Source organism: Streptomyces herbicida (assembly GCF_032656585.1).
GTDB classification, from domain to species: Bacteria; Actinomycetota; Actinomycetes; order Streptomycetales; family Streptomycetaceae; genus Streptomyces; species Streptomyces herbicida.
Genome location: NZ_JAUYWJ010000007.1, coordinates 343,456 through 362,351, shown reverse-complemented (window position 1 = coordinate 362,351; position 18,896 = coordinate 343,456). Strand labels below are relative to the sequence as shown.

The window sequence follows — 18,896 nt, the reverse complement described above, 5'->3', positions numbered from 1 at the left end:
GGCGGGACTCGCCCCGCGGCCGATGCGTGGGGGGAGACCGCGGGGCGAGAGTCGTCTCATGAAGAAGGTGCTGGAGCTGATCGGATTCCTCGCCCTGATGCAGGGCGTGCTGGGCCTGGTGCACGAATTCACCCACTGGCACGTGGGCCTCGTGCAGAAGCTCGGCTTCCTCGACGGCTACGAGGTGTACGCGAGCGCCGCCCTGGTGGTGCTGGCGTTCGCGCTCTTCGCCGCCGCGGAGAGCCGGAGGTCGGGCTGAGCGCGGGCCCGGCCTCCGGCTGTTCGCACCGCTCTCCCGGATCGGCTACCGACTCAGCAGCCGAAGTCGATCAGGTCGAACGTGGCGTAGTGGTCCGCCGTGTAGTAGTCCTCCTCGTACTCCTCACCGGTGACGATGCGCCGCGCACCGCGGGTGGAGGAGCCGGGGGTCTTCACCGTGTACTCGTGGTAGTAGCCGGTCGGCTGCGTGGGCAGGACACGTTCGCGGTTCTGGAAGACCACCCCGTCCTGCGAGTACGGGAACGGGCCGCCCTGGTCGATGAGCCTCAGGGTGGTGTACGCCTGCGAGGGCAGGTCGCTGTAGCAGATGCTGCCGACGGACGAGGCAGCCGCGTCCGCCGTGGTGGCGGAGACCGTACCGCCGACGAGGAGGGCGGACAGGAGGGCGCCCGCGGCGCCGATGCGAGTGATTCGTGGGGGGAATCTCATGGCCACATGATGACGCGCGTAGACAGTGACATGTCAATGACAAAGTTGAAGATTTTCCCTTCACGTCAGATGAGTTTTCAGGGAGTTAACCTGCGGCCCGCCGTCCCCACGCGGCCCCCACAAGCACGCTGGGCGTTGTCCGGGAGCTCGTACGAGCCGTAGTCCGGGCGGCCCGCGAAGTCGTACGTCTGGATGGCGACGCCCGCCGCGGTGATCCGCCCGCCGGTGTGCCGGAACTTGGTGGGGGTGGCGCCCTCCTGGAAGAAGCGGCGGCCGGCGCCGAGGACGACCGGGAAAGTGAGCAGGTGGAGTGTGTCGACGAGGTCGAGGGCCAGCAGGGAGCGGACGAGGGCTCCGCTGCCGTGGACCTGGAGCTCGCCGTCCGTCTGTTCCTTGAGGGCCGTCACCTCCTTGGCGAGGTCGCCGCCGATGACGGTGGTGCCGGACCAGTCGGGCGCGGTCAGGGTCGAGGAGGCGACGTACTTGGGGAGTGCGTTGAGCCTGGACGCGATCGGGTCGGCGGGGTCGGTCATCTTCGGCCAGTACGAGGCGAAGATGTCGTACGTACGGCGCCCGAGCAGGAAGGCGCCGACGCGGTCGAAGACCTCGGTGACGAACCGGCCGAAGTCGTCGTCGCCGTACGGAAAGCTCCAGCCGCCCTGGTCGAAGCCGCCGCTGGTGTCTTCCTGGGGGCCGCCCGGCGCCTGGTAGACGCCGTCGAGGGTGACGAACATGGTGGAGACGAGCTTGCCCATGTCGGGTGCCTTCTTCCTGGGGCGGGGTCTGCTGTCATCGGTTCAGACCCCGGGGGCACCCGCAACTCATCGGTCCGCCTCGTCGGTCCGGGTGCCCACCCGCCCGCCGGCTCGGCAGGGCCGGGAAGCGAGGCACGGGTGGGCGGGCCGGTGGACCTGTCAGCCGCCCAACTCCTGGTGGCGGGCGGCCAGCGCGGTGGCTCCTTCTTCCGTGAGGGAGCCGAACAGGCGCAGGCGGGAGATGCCGCCGTCGGGGAATATGTCCACGCGCGCGTGCGTGCCGACGGCGGGGCCCGACAGAACGAAACGGTGGTTGGTGTCGGGCTGGAGGCGGGTGCGCGGGAGGATCTCGCGCCAGTCGCCGCTCTCGCCGTCCCGCACGGACACCGACGCCCAGCCGGCGCTGTTGCCCTTCAGACAGGCCGTGTCGATCTCGATCGCGCGGATCTGCGCCTGTGCCGCCAGCCGGTAGCGGATCCAGTCGTTGCCCTGGTCCCGTCGGCGGCGCGTCTCCCAGCCGTCGTCCATCTTGCGCGAGCGGCCCGGCTGGATGGTGTTCGTCGCCGGGGAGTAGAAGAGGTCGGAGGCGTCCTCGACCCGGCCGCCGTTCTCCAGGGCGACCACGTCGAAGGTGCCGAGCGCCGCCAGCCACTCGGGGTCGGGTACGACCTCGCCGTACACGCGCAGGCGCGCGATGCCGCCGTCGGGGTGCTGGTTGACCCGCAGATGCGTGAAGCGCTGTTCGACCGAGACGGCGAAGCCGTTCGCCGCGTGGCCGCCGACGGGCGTGCGTGGGACGAGGGTCGTCCACTTCACGTCGTCGCCGAGCAGTTCCTGCGGGGACGGGGAGCCCGGTACGGACGTGCCCTCGACCGACACCGCCTGCGGGTAGTTGCCGCGGAAGTGGGCCGTGTCGACGACGATGCCCCGTACGACGCCGGGCGCGCCGAGGCGGACCAGCGCCCAGTCGTGGTCCTCGGCGGTGGGCCAGGGGTGCTCGGCGCAGGCCCCCCGGCGGCGGCGCGTCTCCCAGCCGTCCATGATCTTGCCCTTGTGCCCGAAGTGCTCGGGGTCGAACTCGGCCCGCTCGGGCACCAGCAGGTTCTCCCGCTGGGCGAAGAACTCGTCGTTGGCGGCGATGACACCGGCACCGAGCCGCCGGTCGGCGAGGTTGGCGCAGCGGGTGAAGGGGAAGTCGGCGGTGCGGTAGTCCGCGTACGGGTCACCGCCTCCGTAGGGGTTCGCGTCGCCGGTGAAGCCGGCCAGATCAGATGGATGCCGTGCCGTCACGGTGATCAGGTGTTCCTTTCGGGAGTCGACCGCTGCGGAGCGGGGGATCAGGGGGTACGGGTCAGCAGTCGGCCCTTCGGCTCGGTGAACTCGCCGTCCGCGACGATGCGTTCGCCGCGCAGCCAGGTGGACTTCACGACGCCGTACAGGGTCTTGCCCGCGTACGCCGTCACGCGGTTGCGGTGCTGGAGGGCCGCCGGGTCCACGGTGAACGTCTCGTCGGGGGCCAGTACGGCGAAGTCCGCGTCGCGGCCGGCCTCGATGGCACCCTTCTCGGCCAGGCCCACCAGGGCCGCCGTACGCGTCGACATCCAGCGGACCACGTCCTCCAGGCCGTGCCCGCGCCGGCGTGCCTCGGTCCAGACGGCCGCCAGGCTGAGCTGAAGGCCGGAGATGCCGCCCCAGGCGGTGGCGAAGTCGTCGGTCTTGAGGTCGGCCGTCGACGGCGAGTGGTCGGTGACCACGCAGTCGATGGTGCCGTCCGCCAGTGCGTGCCAGAGCAGGTCCTGGTTGGCCGCCTCGCGGATGGGCGGGCAGCACTTGAACTCGCTGGCGCCGTCGGGGACTTCCTCGGCGGTCAGGGTCAGGTAGTGCGGGCAGGTCTCCACCGTGATACGGACGCCCTCGGCCCGGGCCGCGGCGATCAGGGGCAGCGCGTCGCTGGAGGACAGGTGCAGGACGTGCACGCGCGCGTGGAGGCGCTTCGCCTGGGCCATGAGGCTCGCGACGGCGGTGTCCTCCGCGTCGCGCGGACGGGAGGCGAGGAAGTCGGCGTACCTGGGGCCGCCGTGCTGCGGGGCCGCGTCCAGGTGGTGCGGGTCCTCGGCGTGCACGATCAGCAGGCCGTCGAAACCGGCGATCTCGGCCAGCGACCGGGCGAGTTGCTCCTGGTCGAGGTGCGGGAACTCGTCCACGCCGGACGGTGACAGGAACGCCTTGAAGCCGAAGACGCCGGCGTCGTGCAGCGGGCGCAGGTCCTTGACGTTGTCGGGCAGGGCGCCGCCCCAGAAGCCGACGTCGATGTGGGCCTTGTCGGCGGCCACCCGCTGCTTGGTACGCAGGTGGTCGACCGTGGTGGTCGGCGGGAGGGAGTTGAGGGGCATGTCGACGAGGGTGGTGATACCGCCGGCCGCCGCGGCGCGGGTGGCGGTCCAGAAGCCCTCCCACTCGGTGCGGCCCGGGTCGTTGACGTGCACGTGGGTGTCGACCAGGCCGGGCAGCAGGACGTCGTCGTCGAAGTCCTCCAGGCGGGCCCCGGAGGGCACCTCGGCGTCGTACGGCAGTACGGCCGTGATCTTCCCGGCAAAGACCGTGACCGAGGCGGCCCGCGTCCCTTCCGGGGTGATGACACGCCTCGAGCGCAGCACCAGTTCAGCGTCGGACACCCGAACCCCTCTCTCTGCCGCCGTCTTACTTCCAGGAAACGGGATTTACAGCCACGTAACGGAATTCAACGTTCTGTTGAGGGAGTCTTCACTCCCACTCGTGCGCCGTCAAGAGGCACACTTCTCCCCAGCGCACCCGGCGCCGCTGCTCTGGACGTTTCCACAAAGCGGAATTATAATTCCAGCAAGCAGAACGTAGCTACGTACGAGCAGGGAGTCAACCGACTGCCGGGTAGGCTTCTGCCCTTCCTGCCAGTCCCGAAAGGAACGCGCCGTGCCGACGTCCAGCGCCAGCACCAACGACTCCGCCAAGTCCGCCGGCGGCGGGGTCCAGTCCCTGGAGCGCGCCTTCGATCTGCTGGAGCGGATGGCCGACGCGGGCGGCGAGGTCGGTCTGAGCGAGCTGTCCGCGAGCAGCGGGCTGCCGCTGCCCACGATCCACCGTCTGATGCGCACGCTGGTCGCCTGCGGCTACGTACGTCAGCAGCCCAACCGCCGGTACGCCCTCGGCCCGCGCCTGATCCGGCTCGGCGAGTCCGCCTCCCGGCTGCTCGGCACCTGGGCCCGCCCCTACCTCGCGCGCCTCGTCGAGGAGACCGGCGAGACAGCGAACATGGCGCTGCTGGACGGCGACGAGATCGTCTATGTCGCCCAGGTGCCGTCGAAGCACTCGATGCGCATGTTCACCGAGGTCGGCCGGCGGGTCCTGCCGCACTCCACGGGCGTCGGCAAGGCGCTCCTCGCCCATGTCCCCGACCACGAGGTGCGCGCCCTCCTGTCCCGCACCGGCATGCCGGCGGCGACGGAGAAGACGATCACCACGCCGGACGAGTTCCTGGCCTCCCTGGAGGAGGTGCGTCGCCTCGGGTACGCCGTGGACGACAACGAGCAGGAGATCGGCGTCCGCTGCCTCGCGGTCTCGGTACCCGACTCCCCCACGGCCGCCGCCATCTCCATCTCCGGCCCGGCGGGCCGCGTCACGGAATCGGCGACGGACATGATCGTCCCGGTACTCCAGCAGATCGCAACGGAACTGTCCCAGGCCTTGGCAACCTCGGGCAGCTGAGCCCGACGGGCGTTCGCCCACCCTGAAGGCACCGTCCGGCTCCTTGATTTGCCGGCGGGGCCGACGAGTGCGGCGATCGGTGTCGGCGAGCGTGTGGACGTGAACCGCCGGCCTCCCGGCCCGGCCGGACCCGCGGGCGCCTCAATGGGCCGAACACTTCGCGCCGTCGCGCTACCGCCGTCGCCGCAGGTGCCGGCAGCCGCCTTCTCTGCAAGCGCCCGGGCTGCGACTACCGCGCCCCGGTCGACCGGCCGTGGCCGAACCGATCACGCCACGGCCGGCAGCCCAGCCCCCAGCCCACCCACCAGAGCCCGAGCCGACACGGACCCCTCAGCGCCCCGGCGGCTCCCCGAACACGTCCACCGCATCCCGCACCCCCGACAACCCCCCGCCCCGGCGCACCGACCGAACCGATCACGCCACGGCCGACAGCCCCCGGCCCACCCACCAGAGCCCGAGCCGACACGGACCCCTCAGCGCCCCGGCGGCTCCCCGAACAGGTCCACCGCATTCCGGACCTCCGACAGCCCCCGCGCCAGCGCACTGACCGAACCGATCGCGCCCGCGATCAGGAGCAGGGAGCGGCGCAGACGGGGTATCTCGGGAATGCCACCGGAGGTCATCGCGGCCAGGGCCGCCAGTTCGTCCTCGGCTATGCAGCGGTCGGGGAACTCGGCGGGGTGCGCGGCGAGTTCGCGGCGCAGCCGGGACACCGCGGTCCGCAGTTCCACCACTCTCGGGTCCTGGTCATTGCCGGTCACTGGCCTCTGTCCCAAGCTCCGCAACGCAGCCCTCCCCTGGCACGCCGTTGTGTGCGCACTGGTGCCCCGTGGCGTAGGTCGGGCGCCGGGCGACGCGGGTCAGTAAACGCCACCGGACGCGGGGAGCGCCACCGCACGGACCGAAATTCAGTCCTTGGAAGCCGGGCACTGCGCCACGCGTCAGGTATGCAGGACACATGACGGACAACCCAAGCCGGATCGCCGGTCTGATCCTTGCCGCAGGCGGCGGAAGGCGGCTCGGCGGGCGGCCCAAGGCATTGCTCGAACACCGCGGACGGCCCCTCGTGGAGCACGCGGTCGGGGTCCTGCGCACGGCCGGATGTGATCGCATCCACGTGGTCCTGGGCGCCCGGGCCGGCGAGGTCCGGGAGCGGGCCGACCTCAGCGGCTGCGTACTGGTGGACAACCCCGGCTGGGCCGAGGGGATGGGGTCCTCGCTGCGGACCGGCCTCGACTCGCTCAACGGTACGGGCGCCCGCGCGGCCCTGGTCTCGCTGGTCGACCAGCCCGGCATCGGCCCCGAGGCGGTCGCCCGGGTCCTCGCCGCCCACGAGGACGAGAAATCCCTGGTCTCCGCCGCCTACGAGGGCGTACGCGGGCACCCGGTCCTCTTCGGCTCCGCCCACTGGGCGGGCATCGCCCGGACCGCGACCGGCGACCGGGGCGCCCGCGCCTATCTGAAGGAGCACGAGCGGGAGATCCGGCTCGTCGAGTGCGGCGATGTGGCCGAGCCGTACGACATCGACACCACCGAGGATCTGGTCCACCTTGAGTGAGCGGGATGGCACTGAGAGCCATCTTGCCTCGACCCGGAGAATCTCGACATCAACAAACCATTGAAGTTCCACGATGAGGAAACTAGTATCCACTGTTCAGAAGCGCCCCACCGCTCCCCGGGCGTCCTCAGCCCTACCCGGTACGACTGGCACCCGGTGCCACCGCTGAAGGAAGTGACAGCTCATGTCCGCACCAGCGCCGTCTCCGCTGGCCATCGTCGACGCCGAGCCCCTGCCCCGGCAGGAGGAGGTCCTCACCGACGCGGCGCTCGCCTTCGTGGCCGAGCTGCACCGGCGGTTCACGCCGCGTCGTGACGAGCTCCTCGCCCGCCGCGCGGAGCGCCGCGCCGAGATCGCCCGCACCTGCACACTCGACTTCCTTCCGGAGACCGCCGCGATCCGCGCCGACGACTCCTGGAAGGTCGCCCCCTCGCCCGAGGCCCTCGACGACCGGCGCGTCGAGATCACCGGCCCCACCGACCGCAAGATGACCATCAACGCCCTGAACTCGGGCGCGCGGGTCTGGCTCGCCGACTTCGAGGACGCCTCCGCGCCCACCTGGGAGAACGTGGTCCTCGGCCAGCTCAACCTGATCGACGCGTACACCCGGAACATCGACTTCACCGACCCCGGGTCCGGGAAGTCGTACGCGCTGAAGGCGAACGAGGAACTCGCCACCGTCGTGATGCGCCCCCGCGGCTGGCACCTGAACGAGCGGCACCTTGTGGACGCGGACGGCGCCCAGGTCCCCGGCGCCTTCGTCGACTTCGGGCTGTACTTCTTCCACAACGCCAGGCGTCTGCTGGACCTCGGCAAGGGTCCGTACTTCTACCTCCCCAAGACGGAGTCGCACCTGGAGGCCCGCCTCTGGAACGACGTGTTCGTCTTCGCGCAGGACTACGTCGGCATCCCGCAGGGCACCGTGCGCGCCACCGTGCTCATCGAGACGATCACGGCCGCGTACGAGATGGAGGAGATCCTCTACGAACTCCGCGACCACGCCTCCGGGTTGAACGCGGGACGCTGGGACTACCTCTTCTCCATCGTCAAGAACTTCCGTGACGGCGGGCCCCGGTTCGTCCTGCCGGACCGCAACGCCGTGACGATGACCGCCCCGTTCATGCGGGCGTACACCGAACTCCTCGTCCGCACCTGCCACAAGCGCGGTGCGCACGCGATCGGCGGCATGGCGGCGTTCATCCCGTCGCGCCGCGACGAGGAGGTCAACAAGGTCGCCTTCGAGAAGGTCAAGGCGGACAAGGACCGCGAGGCGAACGACGGTTTCGACGGCTCCTGGGTCGCCCACCCGGACCTGGTCCCGCTCGCCATGGAGTCCTTCGACAAGGTCCTCGGCGACCGGCCGAACCAGAAGGACCGGCTGCGCGAGGACGTGTGCGTCGAGGCCGCCGACCTGATCGCGATCGACTCGCTCGACGCCAAGCCGACGTACGCGGGCCTGGTCAACGCCGTGCAGGTGGGCATCCGTTACATCGAGGCGTGGCTGCGCGGCCTCGGCGCGGTCGCCATCTTCAACCTCATGGAGGACGCGGCCACCGCCGAGATCTCCCGTTCGCAGATCTGGCAGTGGATCAACGCGGGCGTCGAGTTCGAGAACGGGGAGAAGGCGACCCCCGAGCTGACCCGCAAGGTCGCCGCCGAGGAACTGACCGCCGTCCGGGAGGAGATCGGCGAGGAGGCCTTCGCGGCCGGCCACTGGCAGCAGGCCCACGATCTGCTGCTCCAGGTCGCCCTCGACGAGGACTACGCGGACTTCCTCACCCTGCCCGCGTACCAGCAGCTGGCCGGCTGAGACCTCATCTGTCCGAGTGGCCCAGGGACTTCCCCGGGGCCACTCGGTCGCGTACGGCCCGCTTCACCGCCGTGGGCTCCGGGAAGCCCTGCTCCCGCCGGTCCCACACCACCTCGTCGCCCACGCGGACCACGAAGACCCCTCCCTTGCCGGGCTTGAGGGCGAGCTCGGTCAGCTCCCCCTCGAAGGTCGTCAGCAGCTCCTGCGCGAGCCAGGCGGCACGCGGCAGCCAGCGGCACTGGGTGCAGTACTCGATCTCGACGCGCCCGCTCATCCGAGGTGCACCGACCAATCCTGTTCCGCCGCCGGCTTGCCGTGCAGGTCGGGGACCCGCTTCAGCCATTTCGGACGGCCCTGCTGGGTCCGCGCCGCCCGGAGGGCCTCCTCGGCGGCGAGCTCCTCCCGGGTGGGGAAGTCGGTCGGGAGCCAGGCGGCGGACACCCGCACGCGCGCGTGGAGGTAGTCCACATACGCCCCGCGCACCTCGTCCGGCGTCGTGAACCCCTCCTCGCCCGACAGCCAGGCGTCGGGGACCTCGGCGACGATCTCCCGCAGCAGCCCCTGCGTCACCTTGGGTGCCAGCTCGGCGTCGGCCGCCCGGGTGTCGGGCGCGTAGTGCCCGAGGGCGTGATGGCGGAAGTCGTAGGCCTTCGCGGGATCCGACGCGTCCCAGCGGTGGTGGAAGACGAGGGCGGCGCCGTGGTCGATCAGCCACAGGTGCGGGGGCGCGATGCCGAAGGTGGGCCAGACCATCAGGTTGGAGCTGTGGACCGTGCGGTCGACGTTCACGGTGAGCGCGTCGAGCCAGACGATCCGACCCGCCTCCAGGGGATCGACCCGGAAGGTCTTCGCGACCTCCGGGGTGAAGTCCTTCGCGCCCGGCAGATGGTCCATGCCGAGGTTGAGGCCGTGGCTCGCGGTGTGCAGGTCCCGCACCTCCTGGTGCGGCTCGCCGTCGGCGATCGCCGGGTCGAAGTGCACCAGGACCAGCTCGGGGAACCGCAGCCCCAGCGCCCGTGCGAGCTCCCCCACGATCACCTCGGCGACCAGCGCCTTGCGGCCCTGCGCGGAGCCGGTGAACTTCACGACGTACGTCCCGAGGTCGTCGGCCTCGACGACCCCGGGTACGGAGCCGCCGGACCGCAGCGGGGTCACGTATCGAACAGCAGTCACGTCGCGCAGCACACCGGCCAGCGTAAGGCAGCGCGCCCGTCAGGCGCCGAGGAGCGGGTTGGGCAGCGGCAGGTAGCGGGCGTCGGCGCCGTCCGCGCCGGTCCAGCGCAGCAGCAGGTTCGTCTTGCCGGGCAGGGTGGGCGAGGTGAGCAGGGCGGCGATCTCGGGAAGGCGGTGGCGGGCGAGTTCGCGACGGGCGGCGGGCCAGGGGTCGAGGCCGGGGTGGTGCTCGGCCAGGGCCGCGGCGATCTCGGTCAGGTGGTTGACGACCAGGGTGTACACCAGCCGTTCCCACCCGGCGGCCCGGGAGACGTCCGGCAGCAGCTTGACGCCCTCGGCGTCCCGGAACAGCGCCTGCACGGGGGTGCCGGAGGCGTCCACGGCGATCAGGCAGTTCTGCAGATGGGCCTCCAGGACGACACCGTGGTCTGCGAAGGCCGCCAGGGCCGGCGGCACCACCTGGCGCAGATAGGCCTCCCACCAGGCCTTTGGGTCGGCGGCCGCGGCGAGCGGGTTGCCGTGGAAGCCCTCCGCCAGCCCGGCGGCGAGCAGCGGGGTCGCGCCGGGCAGGAGGCGGCCGCGCAGGCCGTCGCGGACGAGGACGGCCACTTCCTCCAAGGCGAAGTCCGCGGTGCGGTAGCCGCGGTCGCCCAGCCAGGCGGCGGACGGGCCGATCCCGGCGAAGGCACGGGTCACGGCCGTGTCGGTGCGGCGCAGTTTCAGCAGGTCGCGGCGCCACAGCCGGCGGATGTCGTTGGTGATGCGCACATCGAGGCTGAATTTCAGGCAGAGGTCGCGGCGCGGCTCGTACAGGGTGCGGATCGCGGCCGTCGGCCAGGCCTCGAACGCGGTCGTGCCCAGCCGCACCAGGCGGCCGTCCGCGAAGGCGGGGGCGAGCTCCCGGCCGACCAGGTCGAGCTGCCAGGGGTGGGCGGGCAGCAGCCGGTAGCCGGGCGGGGCGGTGCCGAGGGCGTCCAGCGCGGAGGTGTCGCCCTCCTCGACGACGGTGTCCTCGCGCACGCCGAGCAGCACCAGCGGGAAGCGGGCGTGCGCCTCGGGGGCGTACGGCAGCCAGCCCGTGACGGGTCCGCCGCCGCGGGCCTTGGGGGCGGGATGGTAGGGATGGCCGGTGATGAGGGACTGCTCGGAGCGCAGATACGGGTCGTCGGGCGGCGTCGCCCCGGCGCGCGCGGTGAGCAGCGCGGCGACCGCGTCGCGGCTGTCGGCCATCTCGATCGGCAGTTCGTCGTTCGACACCCCGGTGTGCCGGCGCAGCTCGTCCGCGACCAGCTTCACCAGATCGGCGTGGCCGAGGGGCTGCCAGACGCCGTCCGCGTGCACCTCGGGCTCCGTGGGCCGCCGCTCGCCGCGCACACGCAGCAGCCGGCCGCCGCCCGGCAGCCGGTACACCCGCCGTTCCCCGGACTCCGGGAGCGGCTGCGCCACCTCCCGCAGCAGACAGTTGAGCAGGGGCGCGGCCGCGTACGCGTCGGCACGCTGTCCGACGTCGTCGCTGGGGGGCATGGGATCCACGCGTTCCATTCGTTCTCTTGCAGTCCACACGGTCCGGTCGCGATCAGTATGTCTGTCGTCGCCGGCAGTCGTTGACCTTCCTGTCCCGTACCCCGAGGAGCCCGTCCGTGCACCGTCCCCCCACCGCCGAGGCGCAGGTCGCCGCCGAGCTGGCCGAGATCCGGCCCGCTCTCGTGCCCCGGTACGCGGCCGAGCTGCCCGGTGCCCGGGCGGCCGTGCTGACCCGCCTGTGGCGGGCGCTCGCGCACGAACCGCTGCCCTGGATCAGCTGCCGTGTCCGCGGCCCGCAGGGCCTTGCCCTGCGGCTCTCCGACGGCCGTGCGCTGCGCGGGCCGCACGCGGATCCGTACGCGACCGCCGCATACGTCACGGCCGTGCACCTCGACGAGGTGCCGTACGACGATCCCGCCCGCCTGATGACGGACCTCGCGGTGCCGCACGCGGCGGACTTCGCGGCCGAACTCGGGCACAGCACGGCCTCGTTGGCGCTGTCCCGGGCCGGACACCCGGATCGCCCGAAAGAGTGGCCGGTGCGGGACTGGGAGTGGGAGCAGCGGGTGGTCGACGGGCATCCGTTCCACCCCAACTGCCGTTCCCGGCCCGGTTTCTCGGTGGCCGAGCAGCTCGCGTACGGCCCGGAGCACGGCCCCGTTGTGGAACTGGGGACGGTCCCGGTCCGCCCGGAGGAGTGCCTGCTGACGGGGTCCTGGCCCGGGGACATGCGCGACGGCGGGCATCTGCTGATCCCGGTGCACCCCTGGCAGGCGGAGCACGTCCTCAAGCTGCCCGTAGAGGGCACCCTGCCCGCACACCCCCTGATGTCCCTGCGGACCCTCGCCCTCCCCGGCGGGCCGCACGTCAAGACCGCGCTGAGCACGCGGCTGACGTCCTCGGTGCGGGACATCTCGGAGTACTCGATCGGCATGTCCGCGACCCTGTCGTCCTTCGCGGAGGACCTGGCGGCGCGCACGGACGGGCTGCTGCACGTCACCCGCACACTGGGCGCGGTGACAGCCCACTCGCCGGACCTGGCGGCCGTGCTGCGCGAGTCGCCGCAGCGGTTCGCGGCGCCGGGCGAATACGTGCTGCCGGTGGGCGCCCTGGCCACCACGGACCTGCCGGACTCCCCCGCCTGGCTGGCCGGCTTCAGCCGCCTCGCTCTCACGGTCGGCCTGCGTCTGCTCGAACTGGGCGTGGCCCTGGAGGCGCACGGCCAGAACCTCCTCGTCGTGCTGTCCGCGACGGGCGCCCCGCTGCGCCTGGTCTACCGCGACCTGGCCGACATCCGCGTCAGCCCCGCCCGGCTGACCCGCCACGGCATCACCCCGCCGGGCCTGACGGGCCGCCTGGTCACGGACGACGAAACGACCTTGCGCCGCAAGCTGTTCGGCTCCCTGGTGGCGGGCGCGCTGGCGGGTGCGGCGGGCTCCGGCACCGCGCTCGCCACGGCCCTGGAGACCGCCGTACGGGATCTGCCGCGCACCCACGATCTGACCGCCCTGCGCGAAGAGCCGCTGCCCGCCAAGGCGTTGACGCTGATGCGGCTGTCGCCGCAGACTCCCGGCGACCAGTGGTTCGGTCTGCCGAACCCGCTCGTTTTGGAGCCCGACACCTCTGATCAATAGGATCCGCCGATGATCAGAAGACAACGGCTGGCGGCGGGCGTCTGCGCCCTGCTCGCCACCCTGACGGCCGGGATCGCTTTCCCCGCCGGAGCGGTTGCCGACGAGACGGACCAGGCCGCCGCCCCGAAGGTGGAACTGGTCCTCGACGTCAGCGGTTCCATGCGGGCGCGGGACATCGACGGCGAATCGCGGATGGCCGCGGCGAAGCAGGCGTTCAACGAAGTGCTGGACGCGACGCCCGAGGAGGTCCGGCTCGGCATACGGACGCTGGGCGCCAACTACCGTGGCAACGACCGGAAGACGGGCTGCAAGGACACCGCGCAGCTCTATCCGGTCGGCCCGCTGAACCGGACCGAGGCGAAGACCGCGGTGGCCACGCTGGCACCGACCGGCTGGACGCCGATCGGTCCCGCGCTGCAGAAGGCGGCCGCCGACCTCGACGGCGGTGACGGCACCCGCCGTATCGTCCTGATCAGCGACGGCGAGGACACCTGCCAGCCGCTGGACCCGTGCGAGGTGGCTCGCGAGATCGCCGCCAAGGGCATCGGGCTGACCATCGACACGCTCGGCCTGGTGCCGGACGCGAAGACCCGTGACCAGCTCAGCTGTATCGCGGACGCGACGGGCGGCACCTACACCGACGTGCGGCACAAGGAGGAGCTCAGCGACCGGGTCGGTCAGCTGGTCGACCGGGCGGCCGATCCGGTGGTCACGCCGGTGGCCACGGAAGGCGCGACGCAGTGCTCGAGCGCGCCCGCGCTGAAGTCCGGCCTCTACACGGACCGTGAGGAGTTCGGACAGCAGCGCTGGTACAAGGTGGACGTCAACCCCGGCCAGGAGCTGCGCGCCTCGGTGAGCGTGGCGGACGACCGGGCCGTCAACCCCGACTACGGGGTGCTGCTGCGCGCGGTCACGATGCACGGCCGCGAGATCGTGCGCGGCGAGGCCGCGGGCAACGGCCGTACGGACATGATCTCGACGGGTCTGCGCTACCCGAAGCCCGAGAGCGACGACGACACGGCGACCGCCGAGACGGTGTGCCTCCAGGTCACCAACTCCTTCTCGGCGGCGGCCGGCGTGAAGACCACGCCGGGTCTGCCGCTGGAGCTGACCGTCGACGTCGTGGACAGTCCGGACAAGGCGAGCGACGTGGCCTCCTTCGGCCTCGGGCGTGGCTGGTGGCTGCTCGGCGCGCTGGTGCTGACCGGCTTCGTCGCGGGTCTGCTGTGGGGCTGGGTGTCGCGCTGGCGGGTCGCGGTCTGGAGGACCAACTGATGCGAATCACACATGTGCTGAGCGCCGCCCTGCTGGCGGTCGGGCCGGCCGCGGGTCCCGCCGTCGCCGACTCCTCTCCGTCCCCGAGCGCCTCGGAGGACGGCAAGGCCCCCGCTCAGGCGGGTACGTCCTTCCGTACGGCGGCGGAGATCGACCAGGGGCAGCAGGCCACGGCCAGCGCCTCCACCGGCGACTATCTGTACTGGTCGTTCCCGGCCGACGCCGGTCAGCGGCCCACCGTCAAGGCGACGGTGAAGCTGCCCGAGTCGCACTCCGGGCAGACCTGGCAGATGGACGTGTACGACGGTCTGCGCCGCCGCCAGTCCTGCCAGTACGGCGCCCAGACCCGCACCGCCGCCCAGGGCGCCGCCTCGGTCGAGCTGGCCTGCGTCCTGCGTACCGTGCGCGCCTGGTCGGAGCCGTGGGCCAATGACCCGCTGCCCGGCACGTACTACATCCGGCTGACGGTGGTGAACCTCGGCTCCGCCGACCTCGGCCAGCCGGTGAGCGCCGAGGTCCGCGTCGACTCCGAGGACATCGGCGGCTCGGCCGCGGTGGACGGCTCGCTGGCGAAGCCGCTGGTCCCCGGGATCGCGGTCAAGTCGCAGGCCGACGGCAGCGGTTCGGACTCGTCGAAGTCGGCCGTGCTGTCCGCCATCGAGCCCGACGACGGCTGGTCCTCCGGCTGGTGGACCGACCGCTGGGTGTGGACCGCGATCGGCGGTGTGCTGGCCGCCCTCGCGGGCATCGGCGGGTACGCGCTGACGCGCGGTACGGGACGGCCCGCACGGGTGCCGCCGGGCGCCTGACCGCCCCGGGGCCCGCCGCGTCCGCGTGGCGGGCCCTGCCCCTTTCAGGCCTCCCGCAGCGCCTTGGCCAGGGTGCCGTCACCGGTCACCGCGATCCGGCCGTCCCGCACCGCGTCCAGCACGCTCAACTCGCCGCGGGTGACGGCCGTACAGGTGGCGGCATCGAGGACGAGCCGCGCGTCGGGCTCGTCGGGGGCCGGCCCGTCGCCGTACACGGCGCCCTCCCCCGCTCCCAGGTACAGATGGAAGTCCCCTTCCTCCACGTGGACTTCGACGATCCCCTCACCCTCCAGCCCGCGCGTCAGCGGCAGCGCGAACCAGTGCGCCCGTACGGCGTCGGTGGGCCGCCGCTCCCCCAGCACTGCCTCGCCCCACTTGCCCAGCGCCTGCAGCACGGGGAGCAACTCGCCTCCGCGACTGGTGAGTTCGTAGACGTAGGCCGCGCCCGGCGGCGGCAGCCGGCGCCGTGTCGCGAGGCCGTCCCGCTCCATGTCCTTCAGCCGTGAGGCGAGTACGTCCGTGCTGACCCCCGGCAGGTCCGCGTGCAGGTCCGTGTAGCGGCGGGGACCGGCGAGCAGCTCCCGGACGATCAGCAGGGTCCAGCGGTCGCCGACCAGGTCGAGCGCGCGGGCTGCGGAACAGTACTGGTCGTAGCTTCGGCGAGGTGACATGCGGCGCAGTCTAGACGTGTTGTTGGACTTTCCAAGCTCGAACTTGGTAAAACCAAGCAACACGAGTTCCTGGAGGGGCGCATGGAGTTCCGGCAGTCGAACAAGCTCAGCGAGGTCTGTTACGAGATCCGCGGCCCGGTGATCGAACACGCGAACGCGCTGGAGGAGGCGGGCCACAGCGTGCTGCGCCTGAACACCGGCAACCCGGCCCTCTTCGGCTTCGAGGCGCCGGAGGAGATCCTCCAGGACATGATCCGCATGCTCCCGCGGGCGCACGGCTACACGGACTCGCGGGGCATCCTCTCCGCCCGCCGCTCCGTGGCCCAGCGCTACCAGAACCTGGGCCTGCAGGTCGGCGTCGACGACGTGTTCCTCGGCAACGGCGTCTCCGAGCTGGTCTCGATGGCCGTCCAGGCGCTGGTGGAGGACGGCGACGAAATCCTCATCCCCGCACCGGACTTCCCCCTGTGGACGGCCGTGACGACCCTCTCGGGCGGCAAGGCGGTCCACTATGTGTGCGACGAACAGGCCGACTGGAACCCGGACCTGGACGACATCGCCTCCAAGATCACCGATCGCACCAAGGCCGTCGTGATCATCAACCCGAACAATCCGACCGGAGCGGTCTACCCGAAGGAGATCGTCGAGGGCATCCTCGACCTCGCCCGCCGCCACGGCCTGATGGTCTTCGCCGACGAGATCTACGACCAGATCCTGTACGACGACGCCGTCCACCACTCGGCCGCCGCCCTCGCTCCCGACCTGGTCGTCCTCACCTTCTGCGGGCTGTCGAAGACGTACCGGGTGGCGGGCTTCCGCTCGGGCTGGCTGGTCGTCACCGGTCCCAAACAGCATGCGAAGGACTATCTGGAGGGCCTGACCATGCTGGCCTCCATGCGCCTGTGCGCCAACGCGCCCGCGCAGTACGCCATCCAGGCCGCGCTCGGCGGGCGCCAGTCCATCCGCGAGCTGGCCGCTCCGGGCGGCCGGCTGTACGAGCAGCGGAACGTGGCCTGGGAGAAGCTGAACGAGATCCCGGGCGTGTCCTGCGTCAAGCCCAAGGGCGCGCTGTACGCCTTCCCGCGCCTCGACCCCAAGGTGCACAAGATCCACGACGACGAGAAATTCGTCCTCGACCTGCTGCTCCGTGAGAAGATCCAGGTCGTCCAGGGCACCGGCTTCAACTGGCCGGCCCCGGACCACTTCCGCATCCTCACCCTCCCGCACGCGGAGGACCTGGAGGCTGCGATCGGCCGGATCGGTCGGTTCCTGAGCGGATACCGGCAGTAGGCCGCCGTGCGCCCGTCGCCGATTCGCCTACGCCGCAGGGCCGTCTGGCCCAGTCCCGCCTGCGGGCGGCGGGCGCCCTGTGACACGGTGCTGACAGGCGAGCGGGAAGGGCGCTGACGTGGGTGACCTCTTTCTCGTCCGGCACGGTGAGACCGAGTGGTCGCGGTCCGGACGGCACACCGGCTGGACGGACGTACCCCTCACCGAGCACGGGCGGGAGGAGGCGCGCCGACTGGTGCCGCTGATCCGCTCGCACCGGATCGGCGCCGCCTTCGTCAGCCCCCTGCAGCGGGCCCGGGAGACCGCCGAACTCATCGGGATCCCCGACGCCCGGGTCGACGCCGACCTGCGCGAATGGGACTACGGCGGCTACGAGGGCATCACCACGGTCGAGATCCAGCGCACCCGGCCCGGCTGGTTCCTGTTCACGGACGGGGTCGCGCCGGGCCCGCCCGAGCACCCCGGGGAGACTCCGGAGCAGGTCGGGGAGCGTGCCGACCGGATGCTGGGCAAGGTGGACGCCGCCCTCGCCAACACCGAGGGTGTCGTCGTCCTGGTCGCCCACGGCCACTTCCTGCGCGTCCTCACCGCCCGCCGCCTCGGCCTGCGCCCGCAGCACGGGGCCCTCTTCCAGCTGGCGACGGGCACGCTGTGCCGGCTCGGCACGGAGCACGGGCGGCCGGTGGTGGCGGGGTGGAACGTCCGGCCGCGCAACTGACCCGGACTGCTGCGGCAGCCGGTGGCCCCGGCCCGTTGTCAGACCCCGGTCGTACTCTTCGAATGGGCCGCCCATGGGAGAGGAGCATGCCGTGACACGACCGCCGAGCGCCGCGCAGCGGCGTGTCATCGATGCCGCCGAGCCGGTCACCGGTCTGCTGCGGGGTACGGAGGCGCAGCTCGCCGCGCTGGTGAGGCACGGGCTCGCCTTCCGGCACCCGCGGCCGCCCCACGACCACTTCCTGACACCGGCGGGGCATCGCATACGGGAGGCGGTGCCCGAGCCCGCCGCCGAACCGGTGGAGCCGACACCCGCCGACGGCGTCTTCGCGGCCCGCGTCGGCGATCCGGAGGAGCCGGCGTCCGGCTCCGGCCCGGAGCGGGTGCGGGAGGTGCACAGCGCCTGGCAGGGCCTGCTGGAGCTGCGGCGGATGACCAATCCGGACGGTGCCACGGACCGGCCGTGCGGCTGGGAGCGTACGCACCTGGTGCGGGCCGCCGCGCTCGCCCTGGAGGCGGCCGGGCACCGGCCGGCGGGGCAGGACGCCGAGGGGTACCGGGTGCGCGCGACCCCGCAGCCCGAGGCGGTCGCCGTGTACGCGCCGGACGGCGAGGTGCTGCGCGCGTGCGCGGCCACGCTGGAGGGCGTGGGCTGGCAGGCCGGTGAGTACACGGAGCCGCGGACGAGGGTGCGTTATCTGCTGGCGTCCCCGCGCCGGGTGTGAGCGCCATGCCAGGATCGGGGGATCAGTGCGTCGTACACGAGAAGAGGAAGTCGTGAGTGAACCGTATTCCGTCCGCGTGACCGTCCGCGGGTACGAGACCGACGTGCAGGGTCACCTCAACCAGGCGGTGTACGTCAACTACGCGGAGCACGCCCGCTGGTCTCTGCTGAAGGACGCCGGGGTGTCCCAGGCCCAGCTCGCCGGCCGGGGCGTGGGGCCCGTGGCGCTGGAGACGACGATCCGTTATCGGCGCGAGCTGCTCGCGGGCGACGAGGTCGACGTGACCTGCGAGTTCGAGTGGGGCACGGGCAAGACCTTCCGGATCCGCCAGGAGATACGCAAGGCCGACGGCACGGTGGCGGCCGAGCTCACCGCGGTCGGCGGAATCATGGACCTGAAGGCGAGAAAGCTGGTCGCCGATCCCCGCGAGGTCTTCAAGGAACTGGCGACGGATCTCACCCTCTTCGGCCTCTGACCGGCGTACCGCCGGGCCTGCCTGCCGACCG

Annotated in this window: 20 protein-coding genes; 11 read left to right on the top strand and 9 right to left on the bottom strand. The window is 71.8% G+C overall.

Going from position 1 to position 18,896, the window contains the following annotated elements; translation table 11 throughout:
* Positions 1-58: 58 nt before the first annotated feature.
* A complete protein-coding gene (locus Q8A52_RS17790) occupies positions 59-259 on the top strand; it encodes a hypothetical protein (RefSeq protein ID WP_316753208.1) in 201 nt (66 codons plus the stop codon).
* Positions 260-312: 53 nt separating this feature from the next.
* Here the strand turns inward: Q8A52_RS17790 and Q8A52_RS17785 are convergent, their stop codons facing one another.
* The 4 genes from Q8A52_RS17785 to allB form a co-directional block, all read right to left on the bottom strand.
* Entirely contained in the window at positions 313-708 is a 396-nt protein-coding gene (locus Q8A52_RS17785) for a ribonuclease domain-containing protein (RefSeq protein ID WP_316753206.1), read from the bottom strand.
* A gap of 77 nt (positions 709-785) precedes the next feature.
* A complete protein-coding gene (locus Q8A52_RS17780; RefSeq protein WP_316753204.1) occupies positions 786-1,463 on the bottom strand; it encodes a dihydrofolate reductase family protein in 678 nt (225 codons plus the stop codon).
* A 159-nt stretch (positions 1,464-1,622) separates the two neighbouring features.
* The gene (gene alc / locus Q8A52_RS17775; RefSeq protein WP_408649213.1) at positions 1,623-2,762 is read right to left on the bottom strand and encodes an allantoicase; all 1,140 of its coding nucleotides are present in this window, start codon (positions 2,760-2,762) and stop codon (positions 1,623-1,625) included.
* A gap of 38 nt (positions 2,763-2,800) precedes the next feature.
* Entirely contained in the window at positions 2,801-4,138 is a 1,338-nt protein-coding gene (allB, locus tag Q8A52_RS17770; protein WP_316753200.1) for an allantoinase AllB, read from the bottom strand.
* 274 nt (positions 4,139-4,412) lie between these two features.
* On the opposite strand from allB, the gene Q8A52_RS17765 reads away from it, so the two are divergent.
* Positions 4,413-5,204: an IclR family transcriptional regulator gene (locus tag Q8A52_RS17765; protein WP_316753198.1), complete on the top strand. Its 792-nt coding sequence runs from the start codon at positions 4,413-4,415 to the stop codon at positions 5,202-5,204.
* Between the two features lie 473 nt (positions 5,205-5,677).
* Here the strand turns inward: Q8A52_RS17765 and Q8A52_RS17760 are convergent, their stop codons facing one another.
* Positions 5,678-5,965, bottom strand: coding sequence for a DUF5955 family protein (locus Q8A52_RS17760; protein ID WP_316753196.1), 288 nt, complete (start codon positions 5,963-5,965; stop codon positions 5,678-5,680).
* 197 nt (positions 5,966-6,162) lie between these two features.
* Between Q8A52_RS17760 and Q8A52_RS17755 the strand changes: the two genes are divergently transcribed.
* Together Q8A52_RS17755 and aceB are read left to right on the top strand one after the other, a co-directional pair.
* Positions 6,163-6,762, top strand: a complete 600-nt coding sequence (locus Q8A52_RS17755; RefSeq protein ID WP_316753194.1) for a nucleotidyltransferase family protein — start codon at positions 6,163-6,165, stop codon at positions 6,760-6,762.
* A 184-nt stretch (positions 6,763-6,946) separates the two neighbouring features.
* Entirely contained in the window at positions 6,947-8,572 is a 1,626-nt protein-coding gene (gene aceB, locus Q8A52_RS17750) for a malate synthase A (RefSeq protein ID WP_316753191.1), read from the top strand.
* Between the two features lie 4 nt (positions 8,573-8,576).
* On the opposite strand, the gene Q8A52_RS17745 is transcribed toward aceB, so the two are convergent.
* Genes Q8A52_RS17745 through Q8A52_RS17735 form a run of 3 tightly spaced genes read right to left on the bottom strand, consistent with a single transcriptional unit; the run spans position 8,577 to position 11,287 of the window.
* Positions 8,577-8,846, bottom strand: coding sequence for a SelT/SelW/SelH family protein (locus tag Q8A52_RS17745; RefSeq protein WP_316753189.1), 270 nt, complete (start codon positions 8,844-8,846; stop codon positions 8,577-8,579).
* Positions 8,843-9,757, bottom strand: a complete 915-nt coding sequence (locus Q8A52_RS17740) for a HipA family kinase (RefSeq protein WP_316753187.1) — start codon at positions 9,755-9,757, stop codon at positions 8,843-8,845. Before Q8A52_RS17740 ends, Q8A52_RS17745 begins: the two co-directional genes overlap by 4 nt.
* Before the next feature lie 27 nt (positions 9,758-9,784).
* Positions 9,785-11,287 carry an IucA/IucC family protein gene (locus Q8A52_RS17735; protein ID WP_316753185.1) on the bottom strand — a complete coding sequence of 501 codons (1,503 nt, stop codon included), beginning with the start codon at positions 11,285-11,287 and terminating at the stop codon, positions 9,785-9,787.
* A 98-nt stretch (positions 11,288-11,385) separates the two neighbouring features.
* Here Q8A52_RS17735 and Q8A52_RS17730 point away from each other — a divergent pair, with 98 nt between their 5' ends.
* Genes Q8A52_RS17730 through Q8A52_RS17720 form a run of 3 tightly spaced genes read left to right on the top strand, consistent with a single transcriptional unit; the run spans position 11,386 to position 14,987 of the window.
* The gene (locus tag Q8A52_RS17730; RefSeq protein ID WP_316753183.1) at positions 11,386-12,903 is read left to right on the top strand and encodes an IucA/IucC family siderophore biosynthesis protein; all 1,518 of its coding nucleotides are present in this window, start codon (positions 11,386-11,388) and stop codon (positions 12,901-12,903) included.
* Between the two features lie 9 nt (positions 12,904-12,912).
* Positions 12,913-14,178 (top strand): VWA domain-containing protein, encoded by a 1,266-nt coding sequence (locus tag Q8A52_RS17725; protein WP_316753181.1) that lies wholly within the window; start codon positions 12,913-12,915, stop codon positions 14,176-14,178.
* Positions 14,178-14,987 (top strand): hypothetical protein, encoded by an 810-nt coding sequence (locus Q8A52_RS17720; RefSeq protein ID WP_316753179.1) that lies wholly within the window; start codon positions 14,178-14,180, stop codon positions 14,985-14,987. The genes Q8A52_RS17725 and Q8A52_RS17720 overlap by 1 nt, the downstream gene beginning before the upstream one ends.
* A gap of 44 nt (positions 14,988-15,031) precedes the next feature.
* Here Q8A52_RS17720 and Q8A52_RS17715 read toward each other — a convergent pair whose 3' ends face one another.
* Complete coding sequence (locus Q8A52_RS17715; RefSeq protein ID WP_316753177.1) at positions 15,032-15,658, bottom strand: helix-turn-helix domain-containing protein; 627 nt, start codon at positions 15,656-15,658, stop codon at positions 15,032-15,034.
* Between the two features lie 81 nt (positions 15,659-15,739).
* Between Q8A52_RS17715 and Q8A52_RS17710 the strand changes: the two genes are divergently transcribed.
* The 4 genes from Q8A52_RS17710 (at position 15,740) to Q8A52_RS17695 (ending at position 18,865) form a co-directional block, all read left to right on the top strand.
* Entirely contained in the window at positions 15,740-16,948 is a 1,209-nt protein-coding gene (locus tag Q8A52_RS17710; protein WP_316753175.1) for a pyridoxal phosphate-dependent aminotransferase, read from the top strand.
* Between the two features lie 118 nt (positions 16,949-17,066).
* Positions 17,067-17,666, top strand: coding sequence for a histidine phosphatase family protein (locus Q8A52_RS17705; RefSeq protein WP_316753172.1), 600 nt, complete (start codon positions 17,067-17,069; stop codon positions 17,664-17,666).
* 91 nt (positions 17,667-17,757) lie between these two features.
* Positions 17,758-18,390, top strand: a complete 633-nt coding sequence (locus Q8A52_RS17700; protein WP_316753170.1) for a hypothetical protein — start codon at positions 17,758-17,760, stop codon at positions 18,388-18,390.
* Between the two features lie 52 nt (positions 18,391-18,442).
* Positions 18,443-18,865, top strand: a complete 423-nt coding sequence (locus Q8A52_RS17695) for an acyl-CoA thioesterase (RefSeq protein ID WP_316753168.1) — start codon at positions 18,443-18,445, stop codon at positions 18,863-18,865.
* Positions 18,866-18,896 lie beyond the last annotated feature (31 nt).